The organism is Sphingomonas aestuarii, from assembly GCF_054457155.1.
Genome location: NZ_JBTKVV010000008.1, coordinates 73,375 through 99,973, shown reverse-complemented (window position 1 = coordinate 99,973; position 26,599 = coordinate 73,375). Strand labels below are relative to the sequence as shown.

Genomic DNA, 26,599 nt, shown 5'->3' with positions numbered 1-26,599 from the left:
TCTGCCGATGCCCGGCACACCGAGTGGCGCGGAAGGGACCGCGCCGATACGCCAGCGCGTCGTCGCGACTGAAGGTTCGGATAGGGGGCATCTGGCAGCTCGCTTCCACCGGCGCAACAGAAGCACTGGGACCCCCGCATCCTCGGCGACCAGCTGAAGCCGACGCAATGCGGTCATGCTCGCCTGCCGGACCTCGCCCACGACAGCCGCAAACGCGCCATGGCGCGCGGAGTCTTCCACCAAGGCAAGCACATTGGCATCTTCGCGCGCTTCGGCGTGGATCAGCTTTCCAGGGCCTAGGCCGACCTGCTCGAGTCCCGGGGCGTAAAGATCATAGCGGGACAGCGCCCAAAGCACGTTCGCGTTTGGCGCCGAAGCAAATCGCGCAGCAATGCCTGCTGTAAACAGAGCGGCGCACGCGTCATCGCTCAAGGTCGACGTCGTAGGTGCGATTTCATGAAGCGCCTGCGTGATCAGCCCGCCGCCCGCGAGTTGATCATCAATTTCGCCAATTCCAAACGGAAGCACAGCCTTTGTCACGGTCCGATCCGGTGCGACGGCGGCCCTTAGGGCAGCGATCTGATCGCGAAGAGCATTTGTAGGCGGCATTGCAGGAACGACTCACTTTGTTCCTGCAATGTTCCACATTCTAAGCTGTCTCGTCAACGTGGGTTCGGCGCTTCAACAGATGCTCGATTCGTTGGGCGCACGTCACCGGGAGTCAGCACGACCTCTCACGGAGTGACACGTGACTTTTTATTATCCTTCGCTCTCCCGGTTCTGATTGCTCACTAAGGATGCCCTATCGCTTAGACGTCGGGCGACATGTGGCAAAGGACGGTGATTTTTTGTCGTTGCTCCTTGATTTCTACTTCGGCCAGTCCAACTATCACAGCGCGGACCGGGCCCCTCTGGCGATCGATGTGATCGCGATGTCGGACCGCATCGGGTAATTCCGGTGCAGGCAGGGCTAGGTCGATTTTCCACGCATGCGTGCCCGGATGCCCGATCGATCCACGTATCGATCAGGAGGCAAATTTGAGTGCAATTCTCTACCGGCTCAGCCAGATTCACCGCCGTCTCGATGAAGAGATCCGGCGTGAGACCAAGCGGCGCGCGCCAGATGCGTTTCGCCTGTTGCGGCTAAAAAAGCTGAAACTCGCGGTGAAGGACCGGCTTTCGGGCGTCATGCGCCGCGAACTCGCGGGCGCGCGCTGATCCCCGCGTAACCTGAATTGACAACTGGGCGGTCCGGGCACCTCTGGCGCGCGAATGTTGCTGCGCGCGATGTCGGGCCGCCCCTTCGCGCGCGTCTGGACGACGCGTGCCCATTTGGGGCTGACCGATGGAATTCCTGTATCTGTTGTGGCTCGGCAAGCCGGTGTGGATGTGGCTGGGCTTTCTCGCGCTGGTCGCGGCGCTGCTCGCGCTCGATCTCGGCGTCCTGCACCGCAAGGCGCGCGAGATCGGCGTGCGTGAGAGCCTGCTGCTTTCCGCTTTCTACATCGTGCTCGGCCTGTCGTTCGGCGGGTTCGTCTGGTGGCAGCTGGGCGAGACGGCAGCGATCCACTACGTCACCGGCTTCGTCGTCGAGAAGAGCCTGGCGATGGACAATGTCTTCGTCATCGCGATGATCTTCACCTATTTCGCGGTGCCGCGCATCCATCAGCACCGGGTGCTGTTCTGGGGCATTCTCGGCGTGATCGTGCTTCGCGCGATCATGATCGGACTGGGCGCCACGATCGTCTCCGAATTCGGTTGGGTGCTCTATCTCTTCGCGGCGTTCCTGATCTTCACGGGCATCAAGATGTGGCGCATGGCCGATCGCACGCCCGACATCGGCAACTCGCCACTGCTCGGCTGGCTCAAGCGGCACCTGCGCGTGACCGACGGGATGCGCGGATCGGCGTTCTTCGTCCACGAGCCCGATGCGAAGACCGGCAGCGTGGTGCGCCATGCCACGCCGCTGTTTCTGGCGCTGGTGATGATCGAGTTTGCCGACCTGATCTTCGCGGTCGATTCGGTGCCCGCGATCTTTGCGATCACCACCGATCCGTTCATCGTCTATACCTCGAACATCTTTGCGATCCTCGGACTGCGCGCGCTGTATTTCGCGCTCTCGGCACTCGTGGACCGATTCCACTACCTGAAATACGCTCTCGCAGTGCTGCTGGTGTTCATCGGCTCGAAGATCTTCGTCGCCGATGCGCTCGGTCTCGCCAAGATACCGCCGCTCGTCTCGCTATCGGTCACCGCGTCGATCCTGATCGCGGGCGTGGCTTATTCGCTGTGGCGCACGCGAGGGCAGCCACCGACACTACCGGAAATCATTCAACAGGGAGGACACGCATGACGACCATTTCACGACGTAGTTTGATTGCGGCGGGAACGTTTGCCGCATCCGTTGCGACGATCGCACCCGCACTCGACAGCGGTGAGGTCGATTTCTTCGACCTGCCATGACCTGACGCCCTGTCCAATCCGGCTGGTCGCGCCTATCTCTGTCCGGCTCCGTCCGTCGGGGCCGGACAGGAACCTTCGATCATGACTGACGACCCGCCGCCCGGTTCGGGCAAAGCCGTCCCACGCACCCGCCTGTCGCGGCTGGGCGGTTTCGGCAGGATGGCAGGCGGTGTGGTCGGCAACGTCATGCTGTCGGGCGCGCGCGAACTGGCGAGCGGAAAGCGACCGCAGATGCGCGACCTCATGCTGACGCCGGGCAATGCGGCGCGGGTCGCCGACCAACTGTCGCAATTGCGCGGCGCGGCGATGAAACTCGGACAGATGATTTCGATGGATGCGGGCGATGTTCTGCCTGCTGAGTTGACTGCGATCCTGGCGAAGCTGCGCGACAAGGCGCATCACATGCCCCCGCGGCAACTGGATCAGGTGCTGACCCGCGAATGGGGGCGCGACTGGCGTACCCGTTTCCGCCATTTTCAGGCGCATCCGATCGCGGCCGCCTCGATCGGCCAGGTTCACCGCGCCACGCTCCCCGACGGTCGTGTGCTGGCCGTCAAGGTCCAGTATCCGGGCGTCGCCGACAGCATCGACAGCGATATCGACAATGTGGCGACTCTTCTCCGCATCTCCGGCCTGCTGCCCAGGACGCTCGACATCGCGCCGCTGCTTGCCGAGGCCAAGCGACAATTGCGCGAGGAAGCCGACTATCGGCGCGAGGCGGAACAGATGGCGCTTTATGCCGACCGGCTGGCGGACGACCCGCGATTCGTCGTGCCTCGACCCGACGCCGAGTTCAGCACCGGTCAGGTGCTGGCGATGACCTATATCGACAGCCAGCCGATCGAGCGGTTGGAGGAAGCGCCTCAGGTCGATCGCGACCGCGTCATGGCGACGCTGATCGAACTGGTGCTGCGCGAACTGTTCGAATTCGGCGTGATGCAGACCGATCCGAACTTTGCCAATTACCGTTACCAGCCACAGGACGACCGTTTGGTGCTGCTCGATTTCGGGGCGAGCCGGCCGGTCGACCCCGCTGTGGTTGAGGGCTATCGCATCCTGTTTCGCGCCGGTCTGGCTAACGATCCGGAGGCCGTGCGCGAAGCGGCGCGCGCGATCGGGTTTCTGGGTGAGGCAGCACTTGCCCAGCACGGCGCACTGGTCGACCGGATGATCGGCGTCATCCTTTCCGAACTGGGAGGCGACGGCCCCTTCGATTTCGGCGACCGGGCGTTCGTCGGTGTGCTGCGCGAACAGGGAATGGAAATGGCCGAAGATCGCTCGACCTGGCACATCCCGCCGGTCGAAACACTGTTCGTCCAGCGCAAGATCAGTGGGACGGCGTTGCTCGGCGCGCGATTGAAGGCACGGGTCGATGTGAAATCGATGGCAGCGCGCTGGATCGATTATCAAGGCCGATAAGTTGGCTACTCCACGCCCAGGCTTCGATTTTCAACATCATAGCCAAATGGAACCGCAGCAGACCGTGTCGAACATCGCCAGCGGACCGCCTCATCGCCCTTGAGCAAGAGAGAAAAGGTTTGCCGCCGGAGCAGCCTAAGGGCCAAGGACCCATCAACGGCAGAACGGATTTGGCTCACGCCTCCGTTCTGCCGTAACCCCCTCGCGCAGCTTGCCAATTCAGTCCATCAGCCGCTGCATCAGATAGACATATTGCAGCGCCTGCAATTTCGCACGCTGGGCGTTGTCGACGCCGCCCGAATGGCCGCCGGTCATGTCCTCATAATAATAATAGGGCTGGCCGTTGGCGCTCATCCGTGCCGCCGCCTTGCGGGCGTGGCTCGGATGGGTGCGATCGTCGGCGGTGCTTGCCCAGAAGAACGGCATCGGGAATTCGACGCCTTTCACCAGTTTCTGGTACGGCGAATAGGCTTCGATCCAGGCGCGCTGCTCCGGAATGCGCGGGTCGCCATATTCGCCGACCCATGATGCCCCGCGACCGATGAACGGCAGGCGCAGCATGTCGAACAACGGGATCTGGACCACTGCCGCGTTGAACAGGTCCGGGCGCTGGGTGAAGGCGGTGCCGACCAGCAGCCCGCCCTGGCTGCCGCCCATGATTCCAAGCCGCCGCGGGCTGGTCAGGCCGCGTGCGATCACATCCTCGGCGATGGCGATGAAATCGTCCCAGGTGCGTTGCTTGTTCGCGCCCATCGCAGTCTGGTGCCATTCCGGCCCGAACTCGCCGCCGCCGCGCATGTTGCCGAGCACGTAAGCGCCGCCCCGCTCGAGCCACAGCTTGCCGATGGTGCCCGAATAGGCGGGCAGGCTCGAACTTTGGAAACCGCCATAGCCATAGAGCAGGGTCGGCGTGCTGCCGTCGAGCTTGGCGCCTTTCTTGGACACCACGAAATAGGGAATCTTGGTCCCGTCCTTGCTGGTGGCCTCGAACTGCGAGATCGCCAGCCCTTCGGCATCGAAACGCGCCGGGCTGGTCTTGATGACGGTCGGCGCAGAACTTCCGTCCGAGAAATAAAGCTGGGACGGCGTCAGGAAGTCGGTCGATGAGAACATCACCCGGCCGCTGTCCTCGTCGGCTGCGGCGATGCCGACCGTCGCGTTCTGCGGCAGCGCGACCGGCTTCGACGCCCATTTGCCGTTGTCGAAATCGAACCGCAACACCCGGCCCCGGACATTGTCGAGCAAGCTGACATAGAGCGCGTCGCCGGTGATGGCGGTGCCCCGCTTCGTCTGGCGCGCCTCCGGCTTCCACACGAGCGTTTTCGGCGCACCGTTCGGATCGGCCTTGAAGGCGGCGAGATCGGCGGAAACGATCGAATCCGCCGGGAAGGTCTGGTCCCCGCTCTTCCATTCGACGTCGGTCGAGAAAAGAATCCGCCCATCGACGATGCCGCCCAGATTCGCCTTTAGCGGGATGTCGAGCTTGGTCCACTTGCCCGCGTGCCAGACATGGGTCTCGCTTTCGAAGAACGACACGCCGCGACGTGCGACCCGGCCATGAATCGTGCCGGCGGCATCGCGAAGCAGCCCGGCGCCGGAGGAAACATCCTTCGCATCCCCGCGGTAGATTTCACGTGCGTCCTCGATCCGCGTGCCGCGTTTCCATTCGCGCGTCGTGAAGGGATATTGGCTCTCGGTGATCGTGCCGTCGCCGAAATCGCGGCTGACGAGCAACGTGTTCTCGTCGACCCATTGCGCGCCGCCCTGGCTTTCGGGAAGGACGAAGCCGCCGTCTACGAAGCTGCGCGTGGTAACGTCGAACTCGCGCAACTCGGTCGCGTCCTTGCCGCCGTCCGACAGCGCGACCATGCACCGTGTTCCGGCAGGCGGCAGGCACGACATGCCCTTATAGACCCATTCGCGCCCTTCCGCCTTGGCCAGCGCGTCGATGTCGAGGATCGTCTGCCAGCTCGGGTTGTCGGTTCGATAGCTCTCAAGCGTCGTCACGCGCACCACGCCGCGCGGGTTGGTCGCATCCTGCCAGAAATTGACCATGCCATAGGGGGTGAAGCCGACACCCGGAATGCGATCCTTGGCGTCGAGGATCGTCAGCGCCTCGGCCTGGAGCTGGGCGAAACGGGGATCGCTCGCGAGCGTGCGGTCGACCCGCTCATTTTCGCCGCGAACCCAGGCAAGCGCCCGGTCGCTGCTCGTTTCCTCCAGCCAGATGAACGGGTCGTCGGACGGCGGCGAAGCCGTGGGGGCTGTCTGACCGACGGCCTGCGCCGAGCACAGTGAAACGAGCGATGCAACGGTGATGATGGCGGCGCGCTTCAAACGAAATCTCCTGTTATCAGAAGCTCACCGTAATAAGCCGAGGGAAAGAAAGAAAGCGCGGAGCGCCGGGCGACGGACAACCCGGTCTTCTGACCGAAGATGCGTCGCCGCAGCGATGACCGCTCCGCTCATGGTCAGAAATCGTAGGTGACCGACGCCTTGAAGGTGCGCGGCGCGCCCAGCAGCAGATCCGGGCGGAAGCTGTCAAAAGCTGCTGCCCAGTAATCGGCGTCCGCCACGTTATCGAGATTGACGCGGAACGTCAGCGGCTGGCCACCGATCACCGCGACGTAACGCGCGCCGATATCGAAACGGGTCCAGTCGTCGAGGAACAGGGTATTGCCGATGTTGGCGGCCTGCTCGCCGGTATGCACCACCCGTCCGGTCAGCGTCAGTGCAGGGGCGAACGGCACGTCCCATTCGACATTGGCGTTGAGCAGATATTCGGGCACCCCGACCGCCTGATTGCCTTCGTTGACGCCATTCTGGGTGTCGCGCAGCTTCGCGTCGATGATCGATCCCCCGGCGATCAGCCGCAGACCATCGGCAATTTCGCCCGCAACCGTGAATTCGACCCCGCGGTTGCGCTGGGTGCCGAAGGGACCGAATTCCAGCGCGTTTGGCTGATCGGGGTCAGGCCGCAGGATCGCCGTGCTCTGGTCGATCTGGAACAGGGCCAGCGACAGATCGACGCCGCCCCGCGTCAGCTTGCCGCCGATTTCATATTGCTCCGATACGAAGGGCGGCAGCACCTCGCCCGCATTGGTCACCGGCAGCGCCGCGCCGCCCGACGGATTGGCGCCGCTAGCGGGTGCGACGGCGCCCTGGACCAGCGCTTCGATCCGGTTGGCATAGAGCGACAGCCCTTCCACCGGTTTGACCACCAGGCCGAACACCGGGGTTACCTTGTCCTCGTCATATTCGCTGGTCAGCGCGCCGGTCGCATTGGAGTAGGATTTGACGTTGATCGCCTGCAACCGCAGACCGGCGGTAAACCGGATCCGGTCATCCCACAGCCCGATCGTGTCCGAGACGAACGCGCTGCTCAGCCGCGTTCGCGAAATCGGGAAGGGATCGTCGAGATCGCCGCCGATAAAGGTGACCGTCGATGACGGCGTGACTTCCACGGGAGCATAGAGGTTGTTGCGCTCTGCCGAGAGCGCGTAGAACTCAAAGGCGTTGCGGTTGACCAGCCAGTTGATTGATCCGCCCGCATTGACCTCGTGCGTGATGCCGCCGGTGTCGAACCGGGCGCGCAGCCCGGCGGTGGCGGCTTCGTTATTGTCGGTGCGCGGGATGAAGGAACTGCTGACGGTGATCTCGCCGGTATCGGCATTGACCAGCGTCGGCGTGCTGTAGATCCCCTCTTCGGACCCGTCGCGCGCGCCGAACGCCGCATAGACCATGACATCCTGCGCGATGTCATATTCAAGCCGCGCCTGCCCGAACACGTCGCGCAGGATGGTATATTGCCAGGGCTGGCCGAAATTGGTGGAAGCATCGGGCGCTTCGGGGATGACGGACAGCGAATTGACCCGCAGCTTGGGCCGGAAATGCGACACCTCGACCCGCTGATAGGCGAGGTCGAGCGAAGCGCGAAACGGACCGGAATGGTAATCGATCGCCGCACCCAGAACATGGCTGCTGCGGAACTCGTCGTCGATCGACGCATCGCCGCCGCGCAGCGTGCCATTGATGCGAATGCCCCATTCGCCGTTGCCGCCCATCCGGCGCCCGATATCGAATCCCCCGCCGAAATGCTCCGGTGCGGTATAACCCAGCGTTCCGCGGGTAATGGCGCGGTCGCCCGCGCGTTTGGGGATCAAATTGACGCTGCCGCCGATCCCGGTCCCGCCCGGCGCGGCACCGTTCAGAAACGCGCTTGATCCGTTCAATACCTGCACCGATTCATAGAGTTCGGGTGCGACCAGCTGACGCGGCAGGATGCCGTACAGCCCGTCATAGCCGATATCGTCCCCCGCCAGCGCAAAGCCGCGAACCACGAACAATTCGCCGGCAATGCCGAACCCGGTGGTCGTGCGGATGGTGGGGTCATTCTCCAGCACCTGCCCCAGCGTCTGTGGCTGCTGGTTGAGGATCAGCGCTGTTGTAGCTGCGAATGCTGAACGGCACGTCCGCCGCATCCTTGTCGCCAAGCACCCCGACGCTGCCTTGCTGCTCGACGCCCGACTGGTTCTCGCGCTGGGCGGTCACGATGATGCGGTTCTCGTCCTCGATATTGTCCTGCGCCGCGGCTGGGACGGCGAAGGCGGCCATGCTCAATGCCGTGGCGAGCAGCAGCCGATGCCGGAGAGTCTGGGTAATCACGTTTCGTTGGTCCTAGCAGGTAAGGGTTCGAGGAACGTCAGCCGCGGCGCGTGCGCATGGCCCAGACGACGACGGCGATCGGCGCCGCCAGCGCCGCCCATGCTGTCGCATCGCGCCAACCATCGCCGGTGAGCGCGACGATCAGGCCCGCAAGGCCGGCGACGAAGATCGCCAGCGGTGCGCCGAAAATGCCCGCAAGCGAACGGGCGCGCGACGTGCGCGTCATTCTGCGGGCTCCGCCAGCGGGATTTCGGCCGCGCGCGGCAGCGCTGGAGCGGCGGTCTTGCGCCTGGCCAGCCACAGATACAGCCCGGTGCCGAGCACATGGATGGTGAACAGCGTCAGCGCCGCCCAGAGCAGCTTGAGCGGCAGCCCGCCATAATCGCCGAAATGCAGCGGCCGCGACAGCGACAGCGCCTGATAATACCAGGGCATCGGCCGGGCGGCGGTGAATTCTCCGCTCTCGGCATCGATCAGCGCGGGGGTCAGCAACCGCTCGGTCAGCGCCGTGTCACCCTGGAAGAACACCGCATAATGATGGTTCGAGCTGAACGTGCCGCCGGGAAAGGCGATGAATTGCGGGTTGTTGCCCGGCAGCGCCGTGCGCGCCGCCGCCATCGCCGTGTCGAGCGAGCCGTAACGCGCCGGGTCGAGCGGCGCGCGACCGTCATATTCGCGAGTCATCGCGGCCAGCTCATTGGCTTTCCACGCATCCTCGATCGGCACGGCCAGCGCGTTGATCACGCCGGTCAGTCCGACCACCAGCATCCATGCCAGCGCGACGATGCCGAGCAGGTTGTGATAGTCGAGCCATTTGGCCCGCGCGTTGCGCGTGGTGCGCACCGTTCCGAAATCGAGCTTGCGCATGAACGGGGCATAGAGAACCACGCCGGACACGAGCGCGGCGACGAACGCCACCCCCATCGCGCCCAGAAACAACATGCCCGGCAGGCCGAGGAACATGTCGGTATGCAGTTGCAGCAGGAAGTGCATCACCCCACCGTCGCTTTCCGCGACCATGCCGATCTGCTCGCCGGTCGACCGGTCGAACGACTGGATCGTCATTTCCGCACCCGGCGCATCCGGGCGCGGGCCGGTGGTGATGGTCATCGACGGCTGATCGTTGTCGAACGCCATGTAGAGCGGCACTTCGCCCGGCCGGTTGGCAAGCGCGCGGCCCAGCATTTCATCCAGCGAAAGCAGCCCCTCCGCCGTGCTCGAAGAGCCGATGCCGGGCATGCCGTAGACCGGCTGCTTTTCGGTCAGATCGTCGATTTCGTCGTGGAAGATCAGCGGCAGGCCGGTGAGGCACAGCATCAGAAGAAAGGCGGTGCATACCAAGCTCGTCCATTTGTGCACCCCCACCCACGCCTTGACGGTGGAGCGAGTCATGCCGCGCTCTCCGGCTCGAAGCCGCAGAGGACGCCGCCACCAGACATGGCAGTGGCGATCTCGCTCGCAACAAACAGATACCGCATCGCCTACCCCTGACCGGTCAGGAGCACGCCTTTAACGAAACTTGCGTTGCGGGTAAATGCAAATCATTCTCACAAGCGGCTCAACTGGCCCAGCTCGCAATGACGGCCTCTTGAAACCCCGAATTTATCAGGGCTTCGCGAACGCTTTGCAAGAATCTATGCGCACCGGAACAGCAAATGGCCCGAGAACCAACTGCTGTTGACAATCATTCGCAAGAGTCAGTAACGGCGGCCCAGCTTTACCGACCGGGGGATTATCGATGAATTGCCGCCTCAAGCCGCCGCACCTGCTGGCGAGCGCCGCCATGCTCGTGGCGACGCCGGTATTTGCACAGGATGCGCCTCAGGTTTCGGCAGACGAAGATCCCGAAGGGATCGTCGTGGTCGGTGCGCTGACGGACGTCGCGATCGACCGCGAGGAGATCGAACTGACCCAGGCCAACGACCTGAACGACCTGTTCCGCAACGTGCCGTCGGTCGCGGTCGGCGGATCGCTGGGGATCGCGCAGAAAATCTATGTCCGGGGTCTTGAGGATTCGCTGCTCAACGTCACCATCGACGGCGCGCCGCAGCGCGGCACGTTGTTCCACCATGTCGGTCGCGTGACGATCGAGCCCGAACTGCTCGAAAGCGTCGAAGTTCAGGCGGGCGCTGGCGAAGCGACATCGGGCTTCGGCGCGGTGGGCGGCGCGATCCGGTTTCGCACGGTCGATCCCGTCGATCTGCTGCGCAATGGCCGCGATTACGGGGCCATCGCCAAGGCGGGCTGGTTCAGCAACGACGGGTACAAGCTGTCGGCCACCGCCTATGCCCGGCTGTTCGGCGATGTCGGCGTGCTGGGCAGCTTCGTCCATGTCGATCGCGACGATTTCCGTGACGGCGACGGCAATACGCTGCGCGGCACCGGCGCGCGCCAGCAGCTTGGTTTCGTAAAGCTCGGCGGCGAACTGGGCGGCGGCCACCGGCTGACGCTGAGCTACGAGCATCGCGACGAGCAAGGCGAATTCGGGCAGCGGCCCAACTGGCCCGCGCGTGCGAACGACCGGCTGTTCCCGGTCGAGGGCAAACGCCAGACCGCGATCGCCAATTACGGTCTCGCCGCAGGCGCGGGTATCGATATCGAGGCGACGGGATACTGGACCCGCTCCCAATTTACCCAAGACCGGTTCGATCGCTGGGGGCTCTACGGCGCGGAGATCGAGAGCTATGGCTTCGATGCGCGTGCGCGCATCCGCCGCGCCGGGCATGACGTGACGATGGGCGCCGAATATCGCAGCGACCGGGTGGTCAGCGAGTATCTGGGCGATCCCGCCATGTGGCAGCCCTGGGCCTGGGATCCCGCGATCGGGCGGTTCGAGGAAACCGGATCGCTGATGGGCGTCTATATCCAGGATCGCTGGCGCGTGGCCGAACCGCTGCTCTTGTCGTTCGGCGCGCGCTACGATGCCTATGACGTCAACCTCGTCACCTATCGGGGCGGCACCGACAGCGACGGGTTCAGCGTCAACGGCGGCGCGACGCTCGACATCGCGCCCGGCCTGTCGATCAACGCGGGCTATGCCGAGGCGTTTCGCGGCAAGGAAATCGGCGACGCCTTCACCCTCGAAAAACGTCCGGGCCGCCTCAGCCTGTCGCCGACGCTGCGGCCCGAGCGGGTCGAGAATATCGAAGGCGGGGTCAAATACGACCTCGACGGGATCAGCGCCTCGGCCGTCTATTACCGGATGAGCATCCGCGACGTGATCCTCGATCAGCTGGGCCGCACTTTCTCGCAACCCCAGCAGGATACGGTTTTCTACGAAAATGTAGGCGACTTCAAAGCCGAAGGGGTCGAGCTGCGCGCGGGATACCGCACCGGTCCGTTCTCGATCGACGGTTACTACAACCACTATGATTCGCGCCTCAACGGCAACCGGATCGAAGGCTATGAACAGATCGCGCTCGGCAATTCGATGGGCGATAATTGGGCGATCAGCGCAGGGTTCGATCCCTCGCCCGCGCTCGGGTTCCGCGCCACCGTCACCACCTATCAGGATCTGAACGACATCGAGGTGCTGTTCCGCGAGGCCGAACTGGGCTTTATCGACGGCACCCGGTTCATCGACAAACCCGGCTACAGCGTCGTCGATCTGTTCGCGCGGTGGCAGCCGTTCGGCACCGACCGGCTCGAATTGCAGGCGGCGGTGTATAACCTGTTCGACAAGCAATATCGCGCGCATGCCAGCGTCGGCGATTACGCACAGATCGGCGAACCCGATTACGACATTGTGCAGGGCCTGCCCGAGCCGGGGCGCAACGTCCGGTTGACCGCGGCGCTGCGTTTCTGATGCTCGCGCCGCCGTCGAGCCCACGGCGGTGGCGGCCGTTAGCGAAGCTGTGGCATCGCTGGTTCGGAATCCTGGGCGGGCTGTGGCTGTTGCTGCTCGCGGTGACCGGCTCGGCGATCACCTATTATGACGAACTCGACCGCTGGCTGAATCCCGACTGGCGATCGATCCCCGTTGCCGCCACGACCCATGCGCCGCTCGATGCGGTGGTCGCGCGGGCGGATCTGGCGCTGCCGAGGTTCGTTGCGAACAACATCCTGCTGCCGACCGGTCCCCTCGATACGATCTGGATCTTGGGTCGCGCGCCGATCGATGGCAGCCCGCGGCCGATCCAGTTGTTCGCCGATCCGCGCGACGGCACCGTGCTGGGGTGGCGCGTGAGCGGCGAACTCACGCTCGACCGTCGGCACGCGATGGATATCGTCTATGGTCTGCACGTCGATCTGCTCGCGGGGGCGTGGATGACCTGGTTCTTCGGGCTGGTGTCGCTGGCCTGGCTGATCGACCATGCGATCGCGCTGTGGCTGGCGCTGCCGCGCGGCGCGAAATGGCTTCAGGCGTTCTTCGTCGCGGGGAGGAAAGGCAGTTTGCGCCGTCTGTTCGACCTTCACCGCGCGCCGGGCATCTGTGGATGGCCGGTGACGTTCGCCGTCGCGCTGACCGGCGTCACGCTCGCCTGGCCGGAGACGAGCCGCGATGCGGTGGCGCTGGTCTCGCCGATCGGCGGGCGGCTGGACGAGGCGTGGGGCGACGTCGAACCGCCGGCAAACCCCGTCACCATCGAACGCGCGATCGCCGCCGTCACGCCAGACCGCGAAAAGGTCCACAGCGTCCGCATCCTGTCCGACCATGCCGCCTATGCCGTGCGCACTTACGACTCGCGCGACGTCGATTATCAGGGTCGGCTGTGGACCTATGTGTCGATGGCCGACGCCCGACCCTTCGCGCAAAGGCATGACGCAGGCGACAGCGCGGGCGACCTGTTCTTCGCCTGGCAATATGCCCTGCATTCCGGGCAGATACTCGGACCGCTGGGTCGTCTGCTGATTTTCCTGTCGGGCGTGACGACCAGCGTGCTGGTCGTGACCGGTTACCTGTTGTGGTGGCGCAGACGCCCGCGCCGTTCGGTCTGATCGAACCGGCATCGATTTCCGGCTCAGTCGTTCACGAACGGAAAAGGCGACAGACCGCGTTCGCGTTCGTTGACGATCAGTGCGCGGTTTGCGGGCGGGTGCGCACGCTGCGCGCAATCCGGTCGCACGCAGGCGCGACATTCGGGGCCGATGGGGGTGGCACGGCCTTGCGGGTCGATATCGTAGGTGGTGGCGATACTGCTTGCCTGGTCGGCGGCCACGCCCAAGCCGATCGCGAATTCTGCGGCGCGTTCGGATGACGACATGCCGGGCCGACTTCCCTGGCCGTGCACGGTGCGCGCCAGCGTGAGCCAGCGTTCGCCCTCCATCTCGACCAGTTGCGATGCGATTTCGCCCGGCCGGTCGAACGCACGATGCAATCGCCACAAGGGGCAGCGGGCCTCGCTGTCGATCAGCGGCCCGCCGCCTGCCCCGCCATAGCGTTTGGAGGCCTGACCGGCGCGGTCGATGCGGATCATGAAAAACGACAGGCCCCGCGCGCCGACGCGGCTGAGCGTTGTCAGGCGGTGCGCGACCTGTTCGAAGCTGGCCCCGAAGCGTCGCTCGAGCACGGCCAAGTCATAGCCCGTTGCCTCGCACGCGCGCAGGAAACGGCCATAAGGCATCATCAGCGCGGCGGCGAAATAATGGGTCAGATGGCGTCGGAACAGGCGCTCGGCGATGCGATCGGCAAAGCCTGCCCCGCGCGCCAGGGCGTCGATTTCGGCGCGCGCTTCGATCTGGGCAAGCTGTGCGGCCAGCGCAAAGGTGCGCGAGGGGCCGTCGAGCAACTCGCTCAATTGCAACTGGCGCGCATGAAGGTCGAGACGGCGCAGCACATCGGGCAGAACATCCACCGGCAGGATGCGAACCGACAGGCTGTGCCGCACGCGCAATCGCTCGACCAACGCTGCGTGCGTATCGGCATTGGTCAGGCGCAACTCGTCCGCCAGCGCTTCGGCAGCGGCATCGAGGTCGGCGAAATGATTGCGCCAGCGCTCGATCTCGCGGCGGACGAGGCGGGTCGGATCGTCGGACGGGAGCGCCTCCCCCGCCCCGCCGACCGTGCGATCGAATGCACGAGCGAAGGCCTCCGCCCCGCCGGGCGCGGCCGCCAGCCATTCCTCGACTTCGTGCCGGTCGATTTCGAGGTCGGCGAACATCGGGTCGGCGAGCCGCCGCCGGATCGCGTCCATGCCGCCGCCCGGTTCGCCCGCTGCCAGCGCGCGCGGATCGAAATCGAACTGGTCGGTCATCCGCACCAGCAGCGCAGCAGGGAGTGCGCGCTGGTTGCGTTCGATCAGGTTGAGATAGCTGGGCGAAATGTCGAGCATTTCCGCCATCGCCGCCTGGGTCAGGCCGCTGCGACGCCGCAATCGTCGCACCGCATGCCCCGCCAACAGTTTCTCACGCGCCACGGCCCACCTGTAAATATCATGACAAAAACACACGCTGCATAGCGCGGCTGGCGACTTGGCGACACTAAAATCCGTAAATTGCTATCACATGCAGACGGATTTGGCGCGTATCACCGTCTCACCGCAGCGATGCGAACGAACCGAGCAGGAGCTTCGACATGCCGACCGACCCCCAGCGCAGCCGCGCCGTCTTCTCCAACGAGGACTTCGGACTGATGAAGGAAGCGGTGGCGAACTACGTCAAGCAGATCGCCGACGATCCGCGTTCGTCCAAATTCTCGAACCTCTATCACCGCCTCGGCCGCCTCGGCTGACGCGTCATTCGATCGGTCCCGACGAATTCGGCGGGGCCATGATTTCCTGGGGAGGAAAGGTGTCCGTCGGTGCGCGTGCGTGCCGACGGACATTTCTTGCCCGCACCGCCCATCGGGGGAGTTTCGACCATGACCTATCAGGATCAGATCACCGGGAACCAGCAACTTATCCAGCGCTTCGGCGGCACATGGGACGGGATCGACGCCGAAAGCGTCGCCCGGATGCAGTTGCAGAACCGGTTCCGCACGGGGATCGACATTGCCCGCTACACCGCCGCGATCATGCGCCGCGACATGGCGGCGTACGATGCCGACCCCGTCAACTACACCCAGTCGCTGGGCTGCTGGCACGGATTCATCGGCCAGCAGAAGCTCATTTCGATCAAGAAGCATTTCGGATCGACCAAGGGCCGCTACCTCTATCTTTCGGGATGGATGGTTGCCGCGCTGCGCAGCGATTTCGGTCCGCTTCCCGACCAGTCGATGCATGAGAAGACCAGCGTGCCGGCGCTGATCGAGGAACTCTACACCTTCCTCAAACAGGCCGATGCCCGCGAACTGGGCATGATGTTCCGCGACCTCGACGATGCGCGGGACGCGGGCAATGAGGTCGAGGTTCAGCGGCTGACCAACGCCATCGACACTTACGAAACCCATGTCGTGCCGATCATCGCCGATATCGACGCGGGCTTCGGCAATGCCGAGGCGACCTATCTGCTCGCCAAAAAGATGATCGAGGCGGGCGCGTGCGCGCTCCAGATCGAAAATCAGGTCAGCGACGAAAAGCAATGCGGGCATCAGGACGGCAAGGTCACCGTGCCGCACGAGGACTTCCTGGCAAAGGTCCGCGCGTGTCGATACGCGTTCCTCGAACTCGGCGTCGAGGACGGGATCATCGTGACGCGCACCGATTCGCTGGGCGCGGGGCTGACAAAGCAGATCGCCTATTCGAAAGAGCCCGGCGATCTGGGCGACCAGTATAACGCTTTTCTCGACTGCGAAGAGGTCACCGATCTGTCGTCGCTGCGCGGAGACGTCGTGATCGAACGCGACGGCAAGCTGATGCGGCCCAAGCGCCTGCCGTCCAACCTCTACCAATTCCGCGAAGGGACCGGTGCCGACCGGTGCGTGCTCGATTGCATCACGTCGCTTCAGAACGGTGCCGATCTGTTGTGGATCGAGACCGAAAAGCCGCACATCGAACAGATCGCGTCGATGGTCGACCGCATCCGCGAAGTCGTGCCGGGTGCCAAGCTGGTGTACAACAACTCGCCCAGCTTCAACTGGACGCTCAATTTCCGACAGCAGGTGTTCGACGCCTGGGTGGAAGAAGGGCGCGACGTCTCAGCCTATGACCGCGCCCGGCTGATGAGCGTCGATTACGATGCCACCGATCTGGCCGCCGAAGCCGACGAGCGCATCCGCACCTTCCAGCGCGACGCATCGGCCCGTGCGGGGATCTTCCATCACCTGATCACGCTCCCGACCTATCACACCGCCGCACTCTCGACCGACAATCTCGCGCGCGAATATTTCGGTGATGCCGCGATGCTCGGCTATGTGAAGAACGTCCAGCGGCAGGAAATCCGTCAGGGAATTGCCTGTGTGAAGCACCAGAACATGTCCGGCTCGGACATCGGCGACGATCACAAGGAATATTTCGCCGGCGAAGCCGCTCTGAAAGCCGGCGGTGCCCACAATACAATGAACCAGTTCGCCGCCTGATTTAGGGACAGGAACTCGCGAACCGAATTTGCCTGGAAACGCTGGCCGCCGCGAGGAAGCGACATCGCGCCGATCGAAACGAGGGTGTCGATCAATGACCGTACGTCTTGATCCCCCGCCGACGGAGCTTTTGACGACGACGGTTGCGCAAGGAGATCGCGATCGTCGGGATTGCGATCAGCAGGACGACACCGATAATCGCATAAGCCACCAGTTCGCGAGACAGTTCTTCAAGCATCGGCGACGTCCCGGCTGGATCCCAAACATTTCGATTGAGACATCCACTGTCACAAATCTCGGCTGGGAGCAACTCCGGAAGGTTACGCTGTGCTTAACCTTGGTGCGGCTTGTCGCCGATCTGCTTCAGATCAGCGTATCGCGCCGCCGCAGCGCCGCAACGGCGTCGCCGTCGAGCACGCAGACCAGCTGACGTAGCCCACCGCGATTGCGGTGGTTCGTGCGGTATCCCTGGTAATGGCGCTTGAGCAGTCCCGCACGTTCCAGATCGACGATCACGCGGCTCGCATTGTCGGCACCAACCGACCGGACGTGCATCTCGACCTTGGCATCGACGATCTTCTGCGCCTCGATCAGGTCGTCGGGCAGTTCCTCGCTGAGCGACTGGCGAATCCGGCGAACGAGCGCATCGCGACGCGTCTTCCAGCTAGATGCGCGCGATAATTTATGGCCGATCCACTCGCGAAGCGGCAGTGCCATTCCGCCGTCGTTGATGACCGGCCCCGCGCGGTTGTCGGCCCCCGCCTGCTCGGCCAACAGATTGAGCACCATGAACGCGTAGCGCGGACGCGACGAATGTTCGGACAAACGATCGAAAATCGCGCCGCAATCGAGAGCCTGTTCAGCCATTTCACCAACTCCTCATCGGTGAATCTAAACCGGTGCGAATCGCAGAGGCAAGCAAAGTTGTCGTGAAAGTCCCGATTTGTTTCTGATTCGATCACCCATGACAGTTTGCCTGAGAGGTACGGCTCACGGATCAACCGGTCCGACAAGTCCGGTGTTCAGTTGGGTGCCCAGAGAAAGGCCGAGTCTCAATACTCCCGCCCCATTCGCTTTCCGATCCCTGCTCTCGGGCAAACTGTCATAACCGACAGCCTGAGCCCAAATCGGCTTAAGGGATGGAAGATGGAAAATGGAGGAGGCGAAGGTCAGCTGGGCCATGCCGACAATCCACACGGGCTGATCGCCCCTCAAGCAATCCAATCGTCCAGTTCTCGACGAGATCGCATCATAACGCGTTTTTGTGCATAATTACCGACTCGGTGGAGGCTAGGATGAGCCTGCGCCAGATCGACCAGCCGCGGAGATATTCAAGGTCGGCGGGCAGCCGGTGCTCCTGATCTCCCTAGAATCGGTGGGACCGCGGAAACCGCGCACTTGGGCCAAGCCGGTGATCTCCGGTTTCAGCGCATGGCGCAACCAGTAGCGCTAGTCGAATTGCCAGAACAATTTGTCCCCCGCGAGCGACCCCAACGCGTGGGGACGCGGGCCGACCTGGCGACAGACGATCTTTCATTCCTTTGCCGAGACGTCCCGAGATGGACATGGCGAGGTGCTGCGGCTGAATGTCGCAAGCGACGAACAGCCTGTTCGAGCTGCGCAAGATCGTCGAACCCGAAGCCGCAGCGCTTGTCGCCGAGCGCCGCACCGACACCCATATTGGCGCGATGGCCGGAGCGCTGGAAGGGGTGGAGCGGCACGCGCTCCCGGACGAGCAAGGCCGCGTCGCCGACTAGAGTGTTCACGCCGCTTTGATTGGTGCGTCGGGCACGCCGCTTCTGCTAACGCAGAACAGGGGAGCCCGCGCAGCAGTCGCGTGGACGACGATCGTCAAACAGCGCGCCTGCCCGCTCCAGCGCGATCCCCTGCCCGACCATCGCCGCGTGTTCGAGGCGGTAGCGGCAGGCGACAGCAGGGCGGCGCACACGGCGATGCCCGACTTGGTGGATATGATTCTGCTCGACACGCGCAGGTCGCGCCTGCCCAAGCGCTCCCCCTCGCCTTATCCGCATATTCTAACCCTGAATTTCGGTCGCAATTTCCAGTGGTCAGCTGTTGGGACTCCCTGCACTCAGAGGACTAAGGCCCCACTCGCTCAGGCCTAACCAGTCCAGGCCGCTAGGGTTATCTCCGGTCTATACCAATGACGAATTTATGGGCTTGTTATTGGCATGATCTCTCAATAGTCCTGTGGCAGGGCACAAAGCCCGGCGGGAGAGGTTATGTATTGGACGCGGATCGCCGTGTGTGCCGTTGGGCTCAGTCTGTCTGCGCCTGCCCTTGCCCAGGACCAGCAAGTCCGCGTCACCAATCCGGCCGAATATGACAAAGCGGTGCGCGCGGCTCGTGCAGGTGATACAATCGTCCTCGCCAATGGCGTGTGGCGCGATTTCCGCATCCTGTTTTCAGGCAAAGGCACCGCCGACAAGCCGATCACGCTGACCGCAGAGACCAAGGGCGGCGTCATCCTGTCGGGTCAGTCGAACCTACGACTGACGGGCAGGCATCTGGTCGTGTCGGGACTGGTGTTCCGCGACGGGTACAGCCCGACCGGCGACGTGATCGCATTTCGCCGCACCACCGGCGATTATGCAAGCAACAGTCGCGTGGCCGAAGTGGTCATCGACCGGTTCAACAAGCCCGATCGCCGCACGCAGGACAATTGGGTTTCAATCTATGGCACAGACAACCGCGTCGACCATTCGCATTTTGAGGGCAAGACCAATGCCGGCGTCACGCTGGCGGTGATCCGGCCCAAGGGCGAGCCCGGCCCCAATCGCGCGCGCATCGATCACAATTATTTCGGCCATCGTCCACCGCTCGGCGCCAATGGCGGCGAGACCATCCGTATCGGCACCAGCGACGAATCGCTGAGCGACAGTGCGTCGATCGTCGAGCGCAACATTTTCGAGCGTACGGACGGCGAGGTCGAGATCATCTCGATCAAATCAGGCGCCAATGTGCTGCGCGAAAATCTGGTGTTATCGTCACAGGGTGCTTTCGTGTTACGCCACGGCAACGGCAATCTGGTCGAACGCAACGTGTTTCTGGGCAGCGGCGTCGCCAATTCCGCCGGAATCCGCGTCATCAACCGCGATCAGACGGTGCGCCACAATTATCTGGAAGGACTGGCGGGCCGCGACCTGAAAAGCGCTTTGAGCGTGATGAACGGCGTGCCGGATTCGGCGATCAACCGTTATCATCAGGTCGCCAATGCGCGGATCCACAACAATTCGATCCTCGACGTCGCGCGCGTCACGCTGGCGGCGGGGGCGGATGCCGAACGATCCGCCGCGCCGATCGACAGCCGGTTCGAGCGCAACCTGGTCAGCGGCGCGGGCGGCAGCGATCCGTTCACCGCGCCGGGCGAGATCGGCGGCATTGCCTTTGCCGGAAACGTCCAGGCGCGGGTCGCAAAGCCGCTGCTGAGCGAAGGCGTGACGCAGGCCGAACTGACGCTGGAGCGCGCCGCCAACGGCCTGCTCTATCCGACCGACCCTGCGCTCGCCGAGATCGGTGCGCCGCGCGACCTGAAACCGGTGACGCGGGCAGAGGTGGGCGTGAATTGGTATAAACCCGTCGCCGCTGCCGCTTTCGGCAGCGGACGCACCGTGTCGCTGTCGCCGGGCCAGTCGATCGCGGATGCGGTCGCGGCGCTGGACGATGGCGGCACGGTTGCGTTGGCGCCGGGGCGCTACACCGTTGCGCGCGCCATCCCGGTGACGCGCACCGTGACGCTGAGCGGCGCGGGCGATCCCGCCCCGACGATCACGCTTGCCGAAGGCGGCTTTCTGGACATTGCAGGCGGCGGCGGGGTCACGGTCGAGGGACTGTCGCTCCGTGTCCAGGCTGCCACGCGACCGGCCATCGCGGTCACGCCGCAGATGACCGGAAATTACCGGCTGGGCCTATCCCGCGTGACCTTTTCCGGCGATGGCGCGCAGGACGTCATCGCCTTGTCGCCCGGCACCTTCGCCGATGAAATCCGCATCGATCAGAGCCGCTTCGATACCGCTCGCACTGTCGTCGCGGCGGCGGGAGAGACGACGGGGCGTGGCTTCTATCCGGTCGAAAGACTGACGATCACGGACAGCCATTTCGCGCGCGTGGGCATGGTCGCCGACCTGCTGCGCGGCGGGACGGACGAAAGCACCTTCGGCCCCTTCGCGCACATCAGCGGATCCACCGTCACCGACAGCGGACGAGGCTCCGCGTCGCTTCGCCTCTCGGGCGCGCAGCAGGTACGCGTCACGGACAACCGCTTCGCGCGCTCCGGGCCGGTCGAGGTGACCCACTCGGTCGGCACGCCCGACACGCAGGTCACCGGAAACGTCTTTGCGGCAACGCCCGCGCCGGTGGTGCGCGAACTGATCCACAAAGGGCCGCCGCGCGGCACCTTCGCCCCCAACCGGATGGAGCAGAATTGATGATCCGTATGGCCCTGATCGCTGCCGCGCCGATCGCGCTGGTCGCTCCGGCTTCGGCCCAGCCTTCCGCGCCCACCGTGCTTGCAACGCCCGCCGAATGGCAGGCGATGGCGGCGGAGGCGGATCGCTATCCGATGTTCGCCGCAGAGGTCGCGCGGGCGCGCGCCAGCGTCGATGCGGCGATGCGCGGCGGGATCGTCGTGCCGGTGCCGAAGGATCCGGGCGGCGGCTATACGCATGAACAGCACAAGCGCAATTACCTGACCATTCAGGGCGCGGGCGCGCTGTACCGGATCACCGGCGAGCGTCGTTATGCCGATCATGTCCGCGATCTGCTGCTCGAATATGCCAAACTCTATCCGGGATTGGGCGACCATCCGGCCCGTGCCAACCAGACCGCCGGGCGGCTCTTCTGGCAAAGCCTGAACGACAGCGTGTTTCTGGTCCACGCGATCCAGGGCTATGACGCCGCGCGCGAGGCTATGACGCCGCAGGAACGCGCTACGATCGAAACGGGCGCGATCCGGCCGATGGCGACGTTCCTGTCCGAAGGGTCGGCGCGGACGTTCAACCGGATTCACAACCACGGCACCTGGGCCGCCGCCGCCGTCGGCATGGCGGGCTATGTGCTGGGCGACAAGGATCTGGTCGAAAAGGCGCTGTTGGGGCTCGACAAGAGCGGCACCGGCGGCTTTCTCGCCCAGCTCGACCAGTTGTTCTCGCCCGACGGCTATTATGCCGAAGGTCCCTATTATCAGCGCTACGCGCTCCAGCCCTTCGTCGTGTTCGCCGATGCGATCGAGCGCAACGAGCCGCAGCGCGGCATTTTCAAGCATCGCGACGGCATCGTGCCCAAGGCGATCCGCACCGCGGTCCAACTGACGCATCGCGGCTATTTCATCCCGATCAACAACGCGCTGCGCGAGAAGTCGCTCAAGACCGAAGAACTCTATCAGGGAGTCGCCATTGGGTATGCCGCGACGCGCGACCCCGGCCTGTTGTCGATCGCCGAGTGGCAAGGGCGCGTCGTGCTTACCCCCGGCGGCCTGGCGCTGGCGCGCGATCTGGCGGGCGGCAAGGCGCAGCCCTTCGATTTCGCGACGCAGATGTTCCGCGACGGCCCCGACGGCACCCGCGGCGCGCTGGGCATCATCCGCAGCGGTACGGACGGCCAGGGATCTTTGCTGGTCGCCAAGAATACGGCGCAGGGCATGGGGCATGGCCATTTCGACAAGCTCAACTGGCTATTCTACGACGCCGGAAACCCGATCGTCACCGATTATGGCGCGGCGCGTTTCCTGAACATCGAGGCCAAACAGGGCGGGCGCTACCTTCCCGAAAACGACAGCTGGGCGAAAACCACGGTCGCGCACAACACGCTGGTCGTCGACGAGACCAGCCATTTTCGCGGGCAATTGAAACCGGCGGAAGCGGCATGGCCGACCCAGCTCGCCTTCGGACGCAACGACCGGCTGCAATGGTCGGTGGCAGAGATGAAGGACGCCTATCCGGGCGTCACCATGCGCCGCGCGCTGGTGACGATCGAACAGGGAAATGGCCGATCGCCGCTGGTCGTCGATCTGCTCCGCGCGAACGGCGCGAAGGCGCACCGGTTCGACCTGCCGCTCCATTATAACGGCCATCTGATCGACACCGGCATGAAGCGTCAGGCGAATGCCGCGACCCGGCCGGTGCTGGGCAAGGCGAACGGATATCAGCATCTGTGGGTCGATGCGACCGCCTCGCTTGCCGAAGGCGATCCGCGCGTTACCTGGATGACCGGCGGGAGGTTCTATACCTACCGGATGGCTGCGCCTGCGGGGACGCAATTGCTGTTCGTCGAAAGCGGCGCGAACGACCCCGATTTCAACCTGCGCCGCGAACCCGCGCTGATCCAGCGGCAGGATGGTGCGCGCGAAGCCACCTTCGTCGGCCTGCTGGAGCCGCATGGCAGTTACGACGCCGGGTCGGAACTAACCGTCAACACCGGCAGCCAGGTCAAATCGCTGACTCATGCCCGAGCGGGCGACGCCGATCTCGTCACCGTCACCTTCCTCGACGGACGCTCGACCACCATCGCCATCGCCGACGATGCCAGCGAAGGCACGAGCCACCGCGCCAGCGTCGGCGGGCGCAATCAGAGCTGGACCGGTCCGGTAGGCCGGTTCGATGCGAGAGCTGCGAAATGATCCGCAAGGGCGTGCGCTGGGGCGTGATCGGGCTGATCGCGGTCGCCACCGTCATCAATTATATCGACCGCAACGCGCTGGCCGTGATGTGGCCTGCGGTCTCCGCCGACATCGGGGCGACCAAGGAGGATTACGCCCTTCTCGTCACCGTGTTCATGATCGCCTATGCCGCCGGACAGGCACTGTTCGGACGGGTGTTCGACAAGATCGGCGTGCGGATGGGGTTCGTCGTCTCGATCGTCATCTGGTCGGCATCGATCGCGGCGCACGCGCTGGTGCGCGGGCTGGGACTGCTCGCATTGCTGCGCGTAACGCTGGGCGTGTCCGAAGCCGGCAACTGGCCGGGTGCAGCCAAGTCCAACGCGATCTGGTTTCCGCCGCAGGAGCGCGCCTTTGCACAGGGCATGTTCAATGCGGGCGCGTCGCTGGGCGGGATCGTGTCCGCGCCGCTCGTCGCCCTGTTGTTCGTGGGTTTCGGCTGGCAGGCGACGTTCGTCATCATCGGCCTGTTCGGCTTCGTCTGGCTGATCCCCTGGCTCTATTACTACAAGGCCGATCCCGACACACATCCCTGGGTATCCGACGAGGAACGCGCGCTGATCGCCGTCGGACGCGATGCGAAAGCGCCGCCCGAACCCGCGCCGCCGCTGGGCGAGCTGTTGTCCAAGCGCCAGAGCTGGGCGGTGATTTCGGGGCGGTTCTTCCTCGATCCCGTCTGGTGGCTGTTCGTGTCGTGGCTGCCGATCTACCTCGCCGAAACCTTTGGGTTCAACGTCGCGGAAATCGGCATGTTCGCCTGGGTTCCGTTCGTTGGCGCGATGCTGGGCAGCCTGTTCGGCGGCTGGCTGTCGGGCCGGATGATCGGCGCAGGCTATACGATCAACCGGTCGCGCAAGACCGCGATCACCATCGGCAGCCTGTTGATGTTGCCCGCGCTGCTGGCGACGGCGCAGGCGGGCGATCCGCTGGTCGCGGTGCTGCTGATCGCGGTGATCCTGTTCGGTTTCCAGATGGCAATCGGCAACATCCAGACGCTGCCTTCCGATTATTTCGGCGGCGGCGCGGTCGGCAGCCTGGCGGGCATCAGCGGCATGGCTGCAGTTGCAGGCACGCTGATCGTCACCTGGCTGGTGCCGGTGCTCACCACCGAAAGCTATGCGCCGGTGTTCATCCTCTCGGCGGCGATCGTGCCACTGTCGCTCCTTTCGATCTGGATGCTTGGTGGCCGCGTCCAGCCGGTCGCGCTCAGCACCAACCGTCCCAACCCCATCACAACAGGAAATGAAGCATGAAATTATCGGGCAAAGTCGCGCTGGTGACCGGCGGCGGCCGTGACATCGGCCGTTCGGTGTCGCTGCGCCTCGCCAAGGCGGGCGCGACGGTCATCGTCAATTTCGCCAACAATGCCGACGCCGCGAACGACACGGTAAAGGCGATTACCGACGCAGGTGGAACCGCTCGCGCGCACCGCGCGGACGTGACCGACATGGCTGCGGTACAGGCGATGGTGGACGCGGTGAAGGCCGATCACGGGCGGATCGACATCCTCGTCAACCTTGCTGGCGGCATGGTCGCGCGCAAGACCATCGAGGAACAGGACGAAGATTTTTACGACCAGCTGATGGACCTGAACCTCAAATCGGCCTGGGCGGTCACCCGCGCCGCCAAGCCGCTGATGGGCAAGGGCGCGTCGATCGTGAACGTGTCGTCGCTGGCGGGCCGCGACGGTGGCGGGCCGGGCGCATCGCTCTATGCCACGGCAAAGGGCGCGCTGATGACGTTGACCCGTGCCTGGGCCAAGGAATTCGGACCCCAGGGCATCCGCGTCAACGCGGTCTGCCCCGGTCTGATCGGCACCAGCTTCCACGACATCTTCTCGAAGCCCGAGGGACGTGCCGCGGTCGCGGGCAACACGCCGCTGCGCCGCGAAGGACAGCCGGATGAGGTCGCGGAGGCGATCGTCTGGCTGGCCAGCGATGACAGCGGTTTCCTGACGGGCGTCAACATGGACATCAATGGCGGGCTGGGCTTCTCCTGAAGCACCGGATCCGCGCAACACCGGGGAGGGTTATGTGATCTATCGCATCCTGATCGCGAGCGCGGCGCTCGCAATGCCACTGGCCGCATTGGCGCAGACCACGCCGCGCGAACGCACCGACGCGCCGAAACTGGAGCCGTACAAGATCATTCTGGTCGGCGATTCGACGATGGCCCCGCATAGCGGTTGGGGCGGCGCGTTCTGCGCCAAGCACGTCAAATCTTCGGTCGCCTGCCTCAATCTGGGGCGTGGCGGGCGATCGACGCGCAGTTTCCGCGCCGAGGGGTCGTGGGACGCCGCCATCGCCGAGGCGAAAGTGCCGGGATATCGCGCGCGCTATGTCGTGATCCAGTTCGGGCATAACGATCAGTCGACCAGCAATCCCGAGCGCTGGACCGACCAGACCACCGAATTTCCCGCCAATCTGCGCCGCATGATCGAAGAGGTGCGCGCCGCAGGGGCCGAGCCGGTGCTGGTCACGCCGCTGACCCGTCGCGAGTTCCGCGATGGCAAGCTGCGCAACACGCTCGCCAGCTGGTCGGAACAGGTTCGCAAGGTGGCGACCGCGACCAAGACCCCGCTGGTCGATCTCAACGCGCGCAGTGCCGCGATCACCGAACGTATGGGGGCGGTTGAATCGATGGCATTCGCCCAGGAACCGCCCTCGGCAGAGGACCGCGCCGCGGCCGCCACGGGAACGACCGCACCCGCGCCGCCCACCCCGGACTCGCCGGAGATGACCAATCAGACCGGTCCGCGCGGCTATGTCACGCGGAAATTCGATTACACACATCTGGGCGATGTCGGGGCAACGGCGATCGCAAAGGTCGTCGCCCGCGATCTGGCGGTCGCTGTGCCGTCGCTCAGGAGCCAGATTCTCCCCTGACGGGAGCAAGCCTCTGCACGTCCGTCGCATACTGGACAATTGGTATAGACCAATATTCAGCCGGGGAGCAGATTGGGATTTCGGATTGGTCTTGAC

Annotated in this window: 22 protein-coding genes and 2 pseudogenes; 13 read left to right on the top strand and 11 right to left on the bottom strand. The window is 64.3% G+C overall.

The annotated features are described in order from the left end of the window. Window positions 1-540, bottom strand: a 540-nt coding sequence (locus ACX0GZ_RS13480; protein WP_458817217.1) for an ImuA family protein, incomplete at its 3' end; no start/stop codon positions are given. Between the two features lie 498 nt (window positions 541-1,038). Between ACX0GZ_RS13480 and ACX0GZ_RS13475 the strand changes: the two genes are divergently transcribed. From ACX0GZ_RS13475 to ACX0GZ_RS13465, 3 genes are all read left to right on the top strand, one after another. Next, window positions 1,039-1,218: a DUF465 domain-containing protein gene (locus tag ACX0GZ_RS13475; RefSeq protein ID WP_458817216.1), complete on the top strand. Its 180-nt coding sequence runs from the start codon at window positions 1,039-1,041 to the stop codon at window positions 1,216-1,218. A 127-nt stretch (window positions 1,219-1,345) separates the two neighbouring features. Then, a complete protein-coding gene (locus ACX0GZ_RS13470) occupies window positions 1,346-2,353 on the top strand; it encodes a TerC family protein (protein ID WP_458817215.1) in 1,008 nt (335 codons plus the stop codon). Window positions 2,354-2,544: 191 nt separating this feature from the next. After that, the gene (locus ACX0GZ_RS13465; protein WP_458817214.1) at window positions 2,545-3,882 is read left to right on the top strand and encodes an ABC1 kinase family protein; all 1,338 of its coding nucleotides are present in this window, start codon (window positions 2,545-2,547) and stop codon (window positions 3,880-3,882) included. Window positions 3,883-4,101: 219 nt separating this feature from the next. On the opposite strand, the gene ACX0GZ_RS13460 is transcribed toward ACX0GZ_RS13465, so the two are convergent. The 5 genes from ACX0GZ_RS13460 to ACX0GZ_RS13440 all read right to left on the bottom strand — a co-directional run bounded on the left by ACX0GZ_RS13460 (window position 4,102) and on the right by ACX0GZ_RS13440 (window position 9,939). After that, entirely contained in the window at window positions 4,102-6,219 is a 2,118-nt protein-coding gene (locus ACX0GZ_RS13460) for a prolyl oligopeptidase family serine peptidase (RefSeq protein ID WP_458817213.1), read from the bottom strand. A gap of 134 nt (window positions 6,220-6,353) precedes the next feature. Beyond that, a complete protein-coding gene (locus tag ACX0GZ_RS13455) occupies window positions 6,354-8,285 on the bottom strand; it encodes a TonB-dependent receptor (protein WP_458817212.1) in 1,932 nt (643 codons plus the stop codon). Beyond that, complete coding sequence (locus ACX0GZ_RS13450; protein ID WP_458817211.1) at window positions 8,272-8,547, bottom strand: hypothetical protein; 276 nt, start codon at window positions 8,545-8,547, stop codon at window positions 8,272-8,274. Before ACX0GZ_RS13450 ends, ACX0GZ_RS13455 begins: the two co-directional genes overlap by 14 nt. A gap of 37 nt (window positions 8,548-8,584) precedes the next feature. After that, the gene (locus tag ACX0GZ_RS13445; RefSeq protein ID WP_458817210.1) at window positions 8,585-8,773 is read right to left on the bottom strand and encodes a hypothetical protein; all 189 of its coding nucleotides are present in this window, start codon (window positions 8,771-8,773) and stop codon (window positions 8,585-8,587) included. After that, complete coding sequence (locus ACX0GZ_RS13440; protein ID WP_458817209.1) at window positions 8,770-9,939, bottom strand: PepSY-associated TM helix domain-containing protein; 1,170 nt, start codon at window positions 9,937-9,939, stop codon at window positions 8,770-8,772. The genes ACX0GZ_RS13445 and ACX0GZ_RS13440 overlap by 4 nt, the downstream gene beginning before the upstream one ends. Before the next feature lie 346 nt (window positions 9,940-10,285). On the opposite strand from ACX0GZ_RS13440, the gene ACX0GZ_RS13435 reads away from it, so the two are divergent. Beyond that, window positions 10,286-12,352, top strand: coding sequence for a TonB-dependent receptor (locus tag ACX0GZ_RS13435; RefSeq protein ID WP_458817208.1), 2,067 nt, complete (start codon window positions 10,286-10,288; stop codon window positions 12,350-12,352). Beyond that, entirely contained in the window at window positions 12,352-13,485 is a 1,134-nt protein-coding gene (locus tag ACX0GZ_RS13430; protein ID WP_458817207.1) for a PepSY-associated TM helix domain-containing protein, read from the top strand. The genes ACX0GZ_RS13435 and ACX0GZ_RS13430 overlap by 1 nt, the downstream gene beginning before the upstream one ends. A 23-nt stretch (window positions 13,486-13,508) precedes the next feature. Here ACX0GZ_RS13430 and ACX0GZ_RS13425 read toward each other — a convergent pair whose 3' ends face one another. Next, complete coding sequence (locus ACX0GZ_RS13425; protein ID WP_458817206.1) at window positions 13,509-14,903, bottom strand: helix-turn-helix domain-containing protein; 1,395 nt, start codon at window positions 14,901-14,903, stop codon at window positions 13,509-13,511. A 158-nt stretch (window positions 14,904-15,061) separates the two neighbouring features. On the opposite strand from ACX0GZ_RS13425, the gene ACX0GZ_RS13420 reads away from it, so the two are divergent. Then, entirely contained in the window at window positions 15,062-15,217 is a 156-nt protein-coding gene (locus ACX0GZ_RS13420) for a hypothetical protein (RefSeq protein WP_458817205.1), read from the top strand. 129 nt (window positions 15,218-15,346) lie between these two features. Beyond that, entirely contained in the window at window positions 15,347-16,942 is a 1,596-nt protein-coding gene (locus tag ACX0GZ_RS13415; protein WP_458817204.1) for an isocitrate lyase, read from the top strand. A gap of 91 nt (window positions 16,943-17,033) precedes the next feature. Here ACX0GZ_RS13415 and ACX0GZ_RS13410 read toward each other — a convergent pair whose 3' ends face one another. The 4 genes and pseudogenes from ACX0GZ_RS13410 to ACX0GZ_RS13395 form a co-directional block, all read right to left on the bottom strand. Then, on the bottom strand, window positions 17,034-17,180 hold the full coding sequence (locus ACX0GZ_RS13410) for a hypothetical protein (RefSeq protein WP_458817203.1): 147 nt from the start codon (window positions 17,178-17,180) through the stop codon (window positions 17,034-17,036). Window positions 17,181-17,305: 125 nt separating this feature from the next. After that, entirely contained in the window at window positions 17,306-17,809 is a 504-nt protein-coding gene (locus ACX0GZ_RS13405; RefSeq protein WP_458817202.1) for a hypothetical protein, read from the bottom strand. A 123-nt stretch (window positions 17,810-17,932) separates the two neighbouring features. Further along, window positions 17,933-18,124 carry a hypothetical protein gene (locus ACX0GZ_RS13400; protein WP_458817201.1) on the bottom strand — a complete coding sequence of 64 codons (192 nt, stop codon included), beginning with the start codon at window positions 18,122-18,124 and terminating at the stop codon, window positions 17,933-17,935. A 67-nt stretch (window positions 18,125-18,191) separates the two neighbouring features. After that, a pseudogene (locus ACX0GZ_RS13395) lies at window positions 18,192-18,457 on the bottom strand (sugar transferase); the annotation flags it as partial. A 71-nt stretch (window positions 18,458-18,528) separates the two neighbouring features. Here ACX0GZ_RS13395 and ACX0GZ_RS13390 point away from each other — a divergent pair. The 6 genes and pseudogenes from ACX0GZ_RS13390 (at window position 18,529) to ACX0GZ_RS13365 (ending at window position 26,503) form a co-directional block, all read left to right on the top strand. Beyond that, window positions 18,529-19,068: pseudogene (locus ACX0GZ_RS13390) on the top strand (FadR/GntR family transcriptional regulator). A 117-nt stretch (window positions 19,069-19,185) separates the two neighbouring features. After that, the gene (locus tag ACX0GZ_RS13385) at window positions 19,186-21,390 is read left to right on the top strand and encodes a chondroitinase-B domain-containing protein (protein WP_458817200.1); all 2,205 of its coding nucleotides are present in this window, start codon (window positions 19,186-19,188) and stop codon (window positions 21,388-21,390) included. Further along, entirely contained in the window at window positions 21,390-23,579 is a 2,190-nt protein-coding gene (locus ACX0GZ_RS13380) for an alginate lyase family protein (RefSeq protein ID WP_458817199.1), read from the top strand. The genes ACX0GZ_RS13385 and ACX0GZ_RS13380 overlap by 1 nt, the downstream gene beginning before the upstream one ends. Continuing rightward, window positions 23,576-24,871, top strand: coding sequence for an MFS transporter (locus tag ACX0GZ_RS13375; RefSeq protein ID WP_458817198.1), 1,296 nt, complete (start codon window positions 23,576-23,578; stop codon window positions 24,869-24,871). Before ACX0GZ_RS13380 ends, ACX0GZ_RS13375 begins: the two co-directional genes overlap by 4 nt. Further along, entirely contained in the window at window positions 24,868-25,617 is a 750-nt protein-coding gene (locus tag ACX0GZ_RS13370) for an SDR family NAD(P)-dependent oxidoreductase (protein WP_458817197.1), read from the top strand. The genes ACX0GZ_RS13375 and ACX0GZ_RS13370 overlap by 4 nt, the downstream gene beginning before the upstream one ends. Before the next feature lie 34 nt (window positions 25,618-25,651). Beyond that, a complete protein-coding gene (locus ACX0GZ_RS13365) occupies window positions 25,652-26,503 on the top strand; it encodes a rhamnogalacturonan acetylesterase (protein WP_458817196.1) in 852 nt (283 codons plus the stop codon). The last annotated feature ends 96 nt before the right edge of the window (window positions 26,504-26,599 follow it).

Bases quoted from the DNA above. Each gene is read 5' to 3' on its own strand.
- ACX0GZ_RS13470 (WP_458817215.1), top strand. From the start codon at position 1,346: ATGGAATTCCTGTATCTGTTGTGGCTCGGCAAGCCGGTGTGGATGTGG.
- ACX0GZ_RS13465 (WP_458817214.1), top strand. From the start codon at position 2,545: ATGACTGACGACCCGCCGCCCGGTTCGGGCAAAGCCGTCCCACGCACC.
- ACX0GZ_RS13445 (WP_458817210.1), bottom strand. From the start codon at position 8,773: ATGACGCGCACGTCGCGCGCCCGTTCGCTTGCGGGCATTTTCGGCGCA.
- ACX0GZ_RS13440 (WP_458817209.1), bottom strand. From the start codon at position 9,939: ATGACTCGCTCCACCGTCAAGGCGTGGGTGGGGGTGCACAAATGGACG.
- ACX0GZ_RS13435 (WP_458817208.1), top strand. From the start codon at position 10,286: ATGAATTGCCGCCTCAAGCCGCCGCACCTGCTGGCGAGCGCCGCCATG.
- ACX0GZ_RS13430 (WP_458817207.1), top strand. From the start codon at position 12,352: ATGCTCGCGCCGCCGTCGAGCCCACGGCGGTGGCGGCCGTTAGCGAAG.
- ACX0GZ_RS13420 (WP_458817205.1), top strand. From the start codon at position 15,062: ATGCCGACCGACCCCCAGCGCAGCCGCGCCGTCTTCTCCAACGAGGAC.
- ACX0GZ_RS13415 (WP_458817204.1), top strand. From the start codon at position 15,347: ATGACCTATCAGGATCAGATCACCGGGAACCAGCAACTTATCCAGCGC.
- ACX0GZ_RS13410 (WP_458817203.1), bottom strand. From the start codon at position 17,180: ATGCTTGAAGAACTGTCTCGCGAACTGGTGGCTTATGCGATTATCGGT.
- ACX0GZ_RS13405 (WP_458817202.1), bottom strand. From the start codon at position 17,809: ATGGCTGAACAGGCTCTCGATTGCGGCGCGATTTTCGATCGTTTGTCC.
- ACX0GZ_RS13400 (WP_458817201.1), bottom strand. From the start codon at position 18,124: ATGGCCCAGCTGACCTTCGCCTCCTCCATTTTCCATCTTCCATCCCTT.
- ACX0GZ_RS13385 (WP_458817200.1), top strand. From the start codon at position 19,186: ATGTATTGGACGCGGATCGCCGTGTGTGCCGTTGGGCTCAGTCTGTCT.
- ACX0GZ_RS13380 (WP_458817199.1), top strand. From the start codon at position 21,390: ATGATCCGTATGGCCCTGATCGCTGCCGCGCCGATCGCGCTGGTCGCT.
- ACX0GZ_RS13375 (WP_458817198.1), top strand. From the start codon at position 23,576: ATGATCCGCAAGGGCGTGCGCTGGGGCGTGATCGGGCTGATCGCGGTC.
- ACX0GZ_RS13370 (WP_458817197.1), top strand. From the start codon at position 24,868: ATGAAATTATCGGGCAAAGTCGCGCTGGTGACCGGCGGCGGCCGTGAC.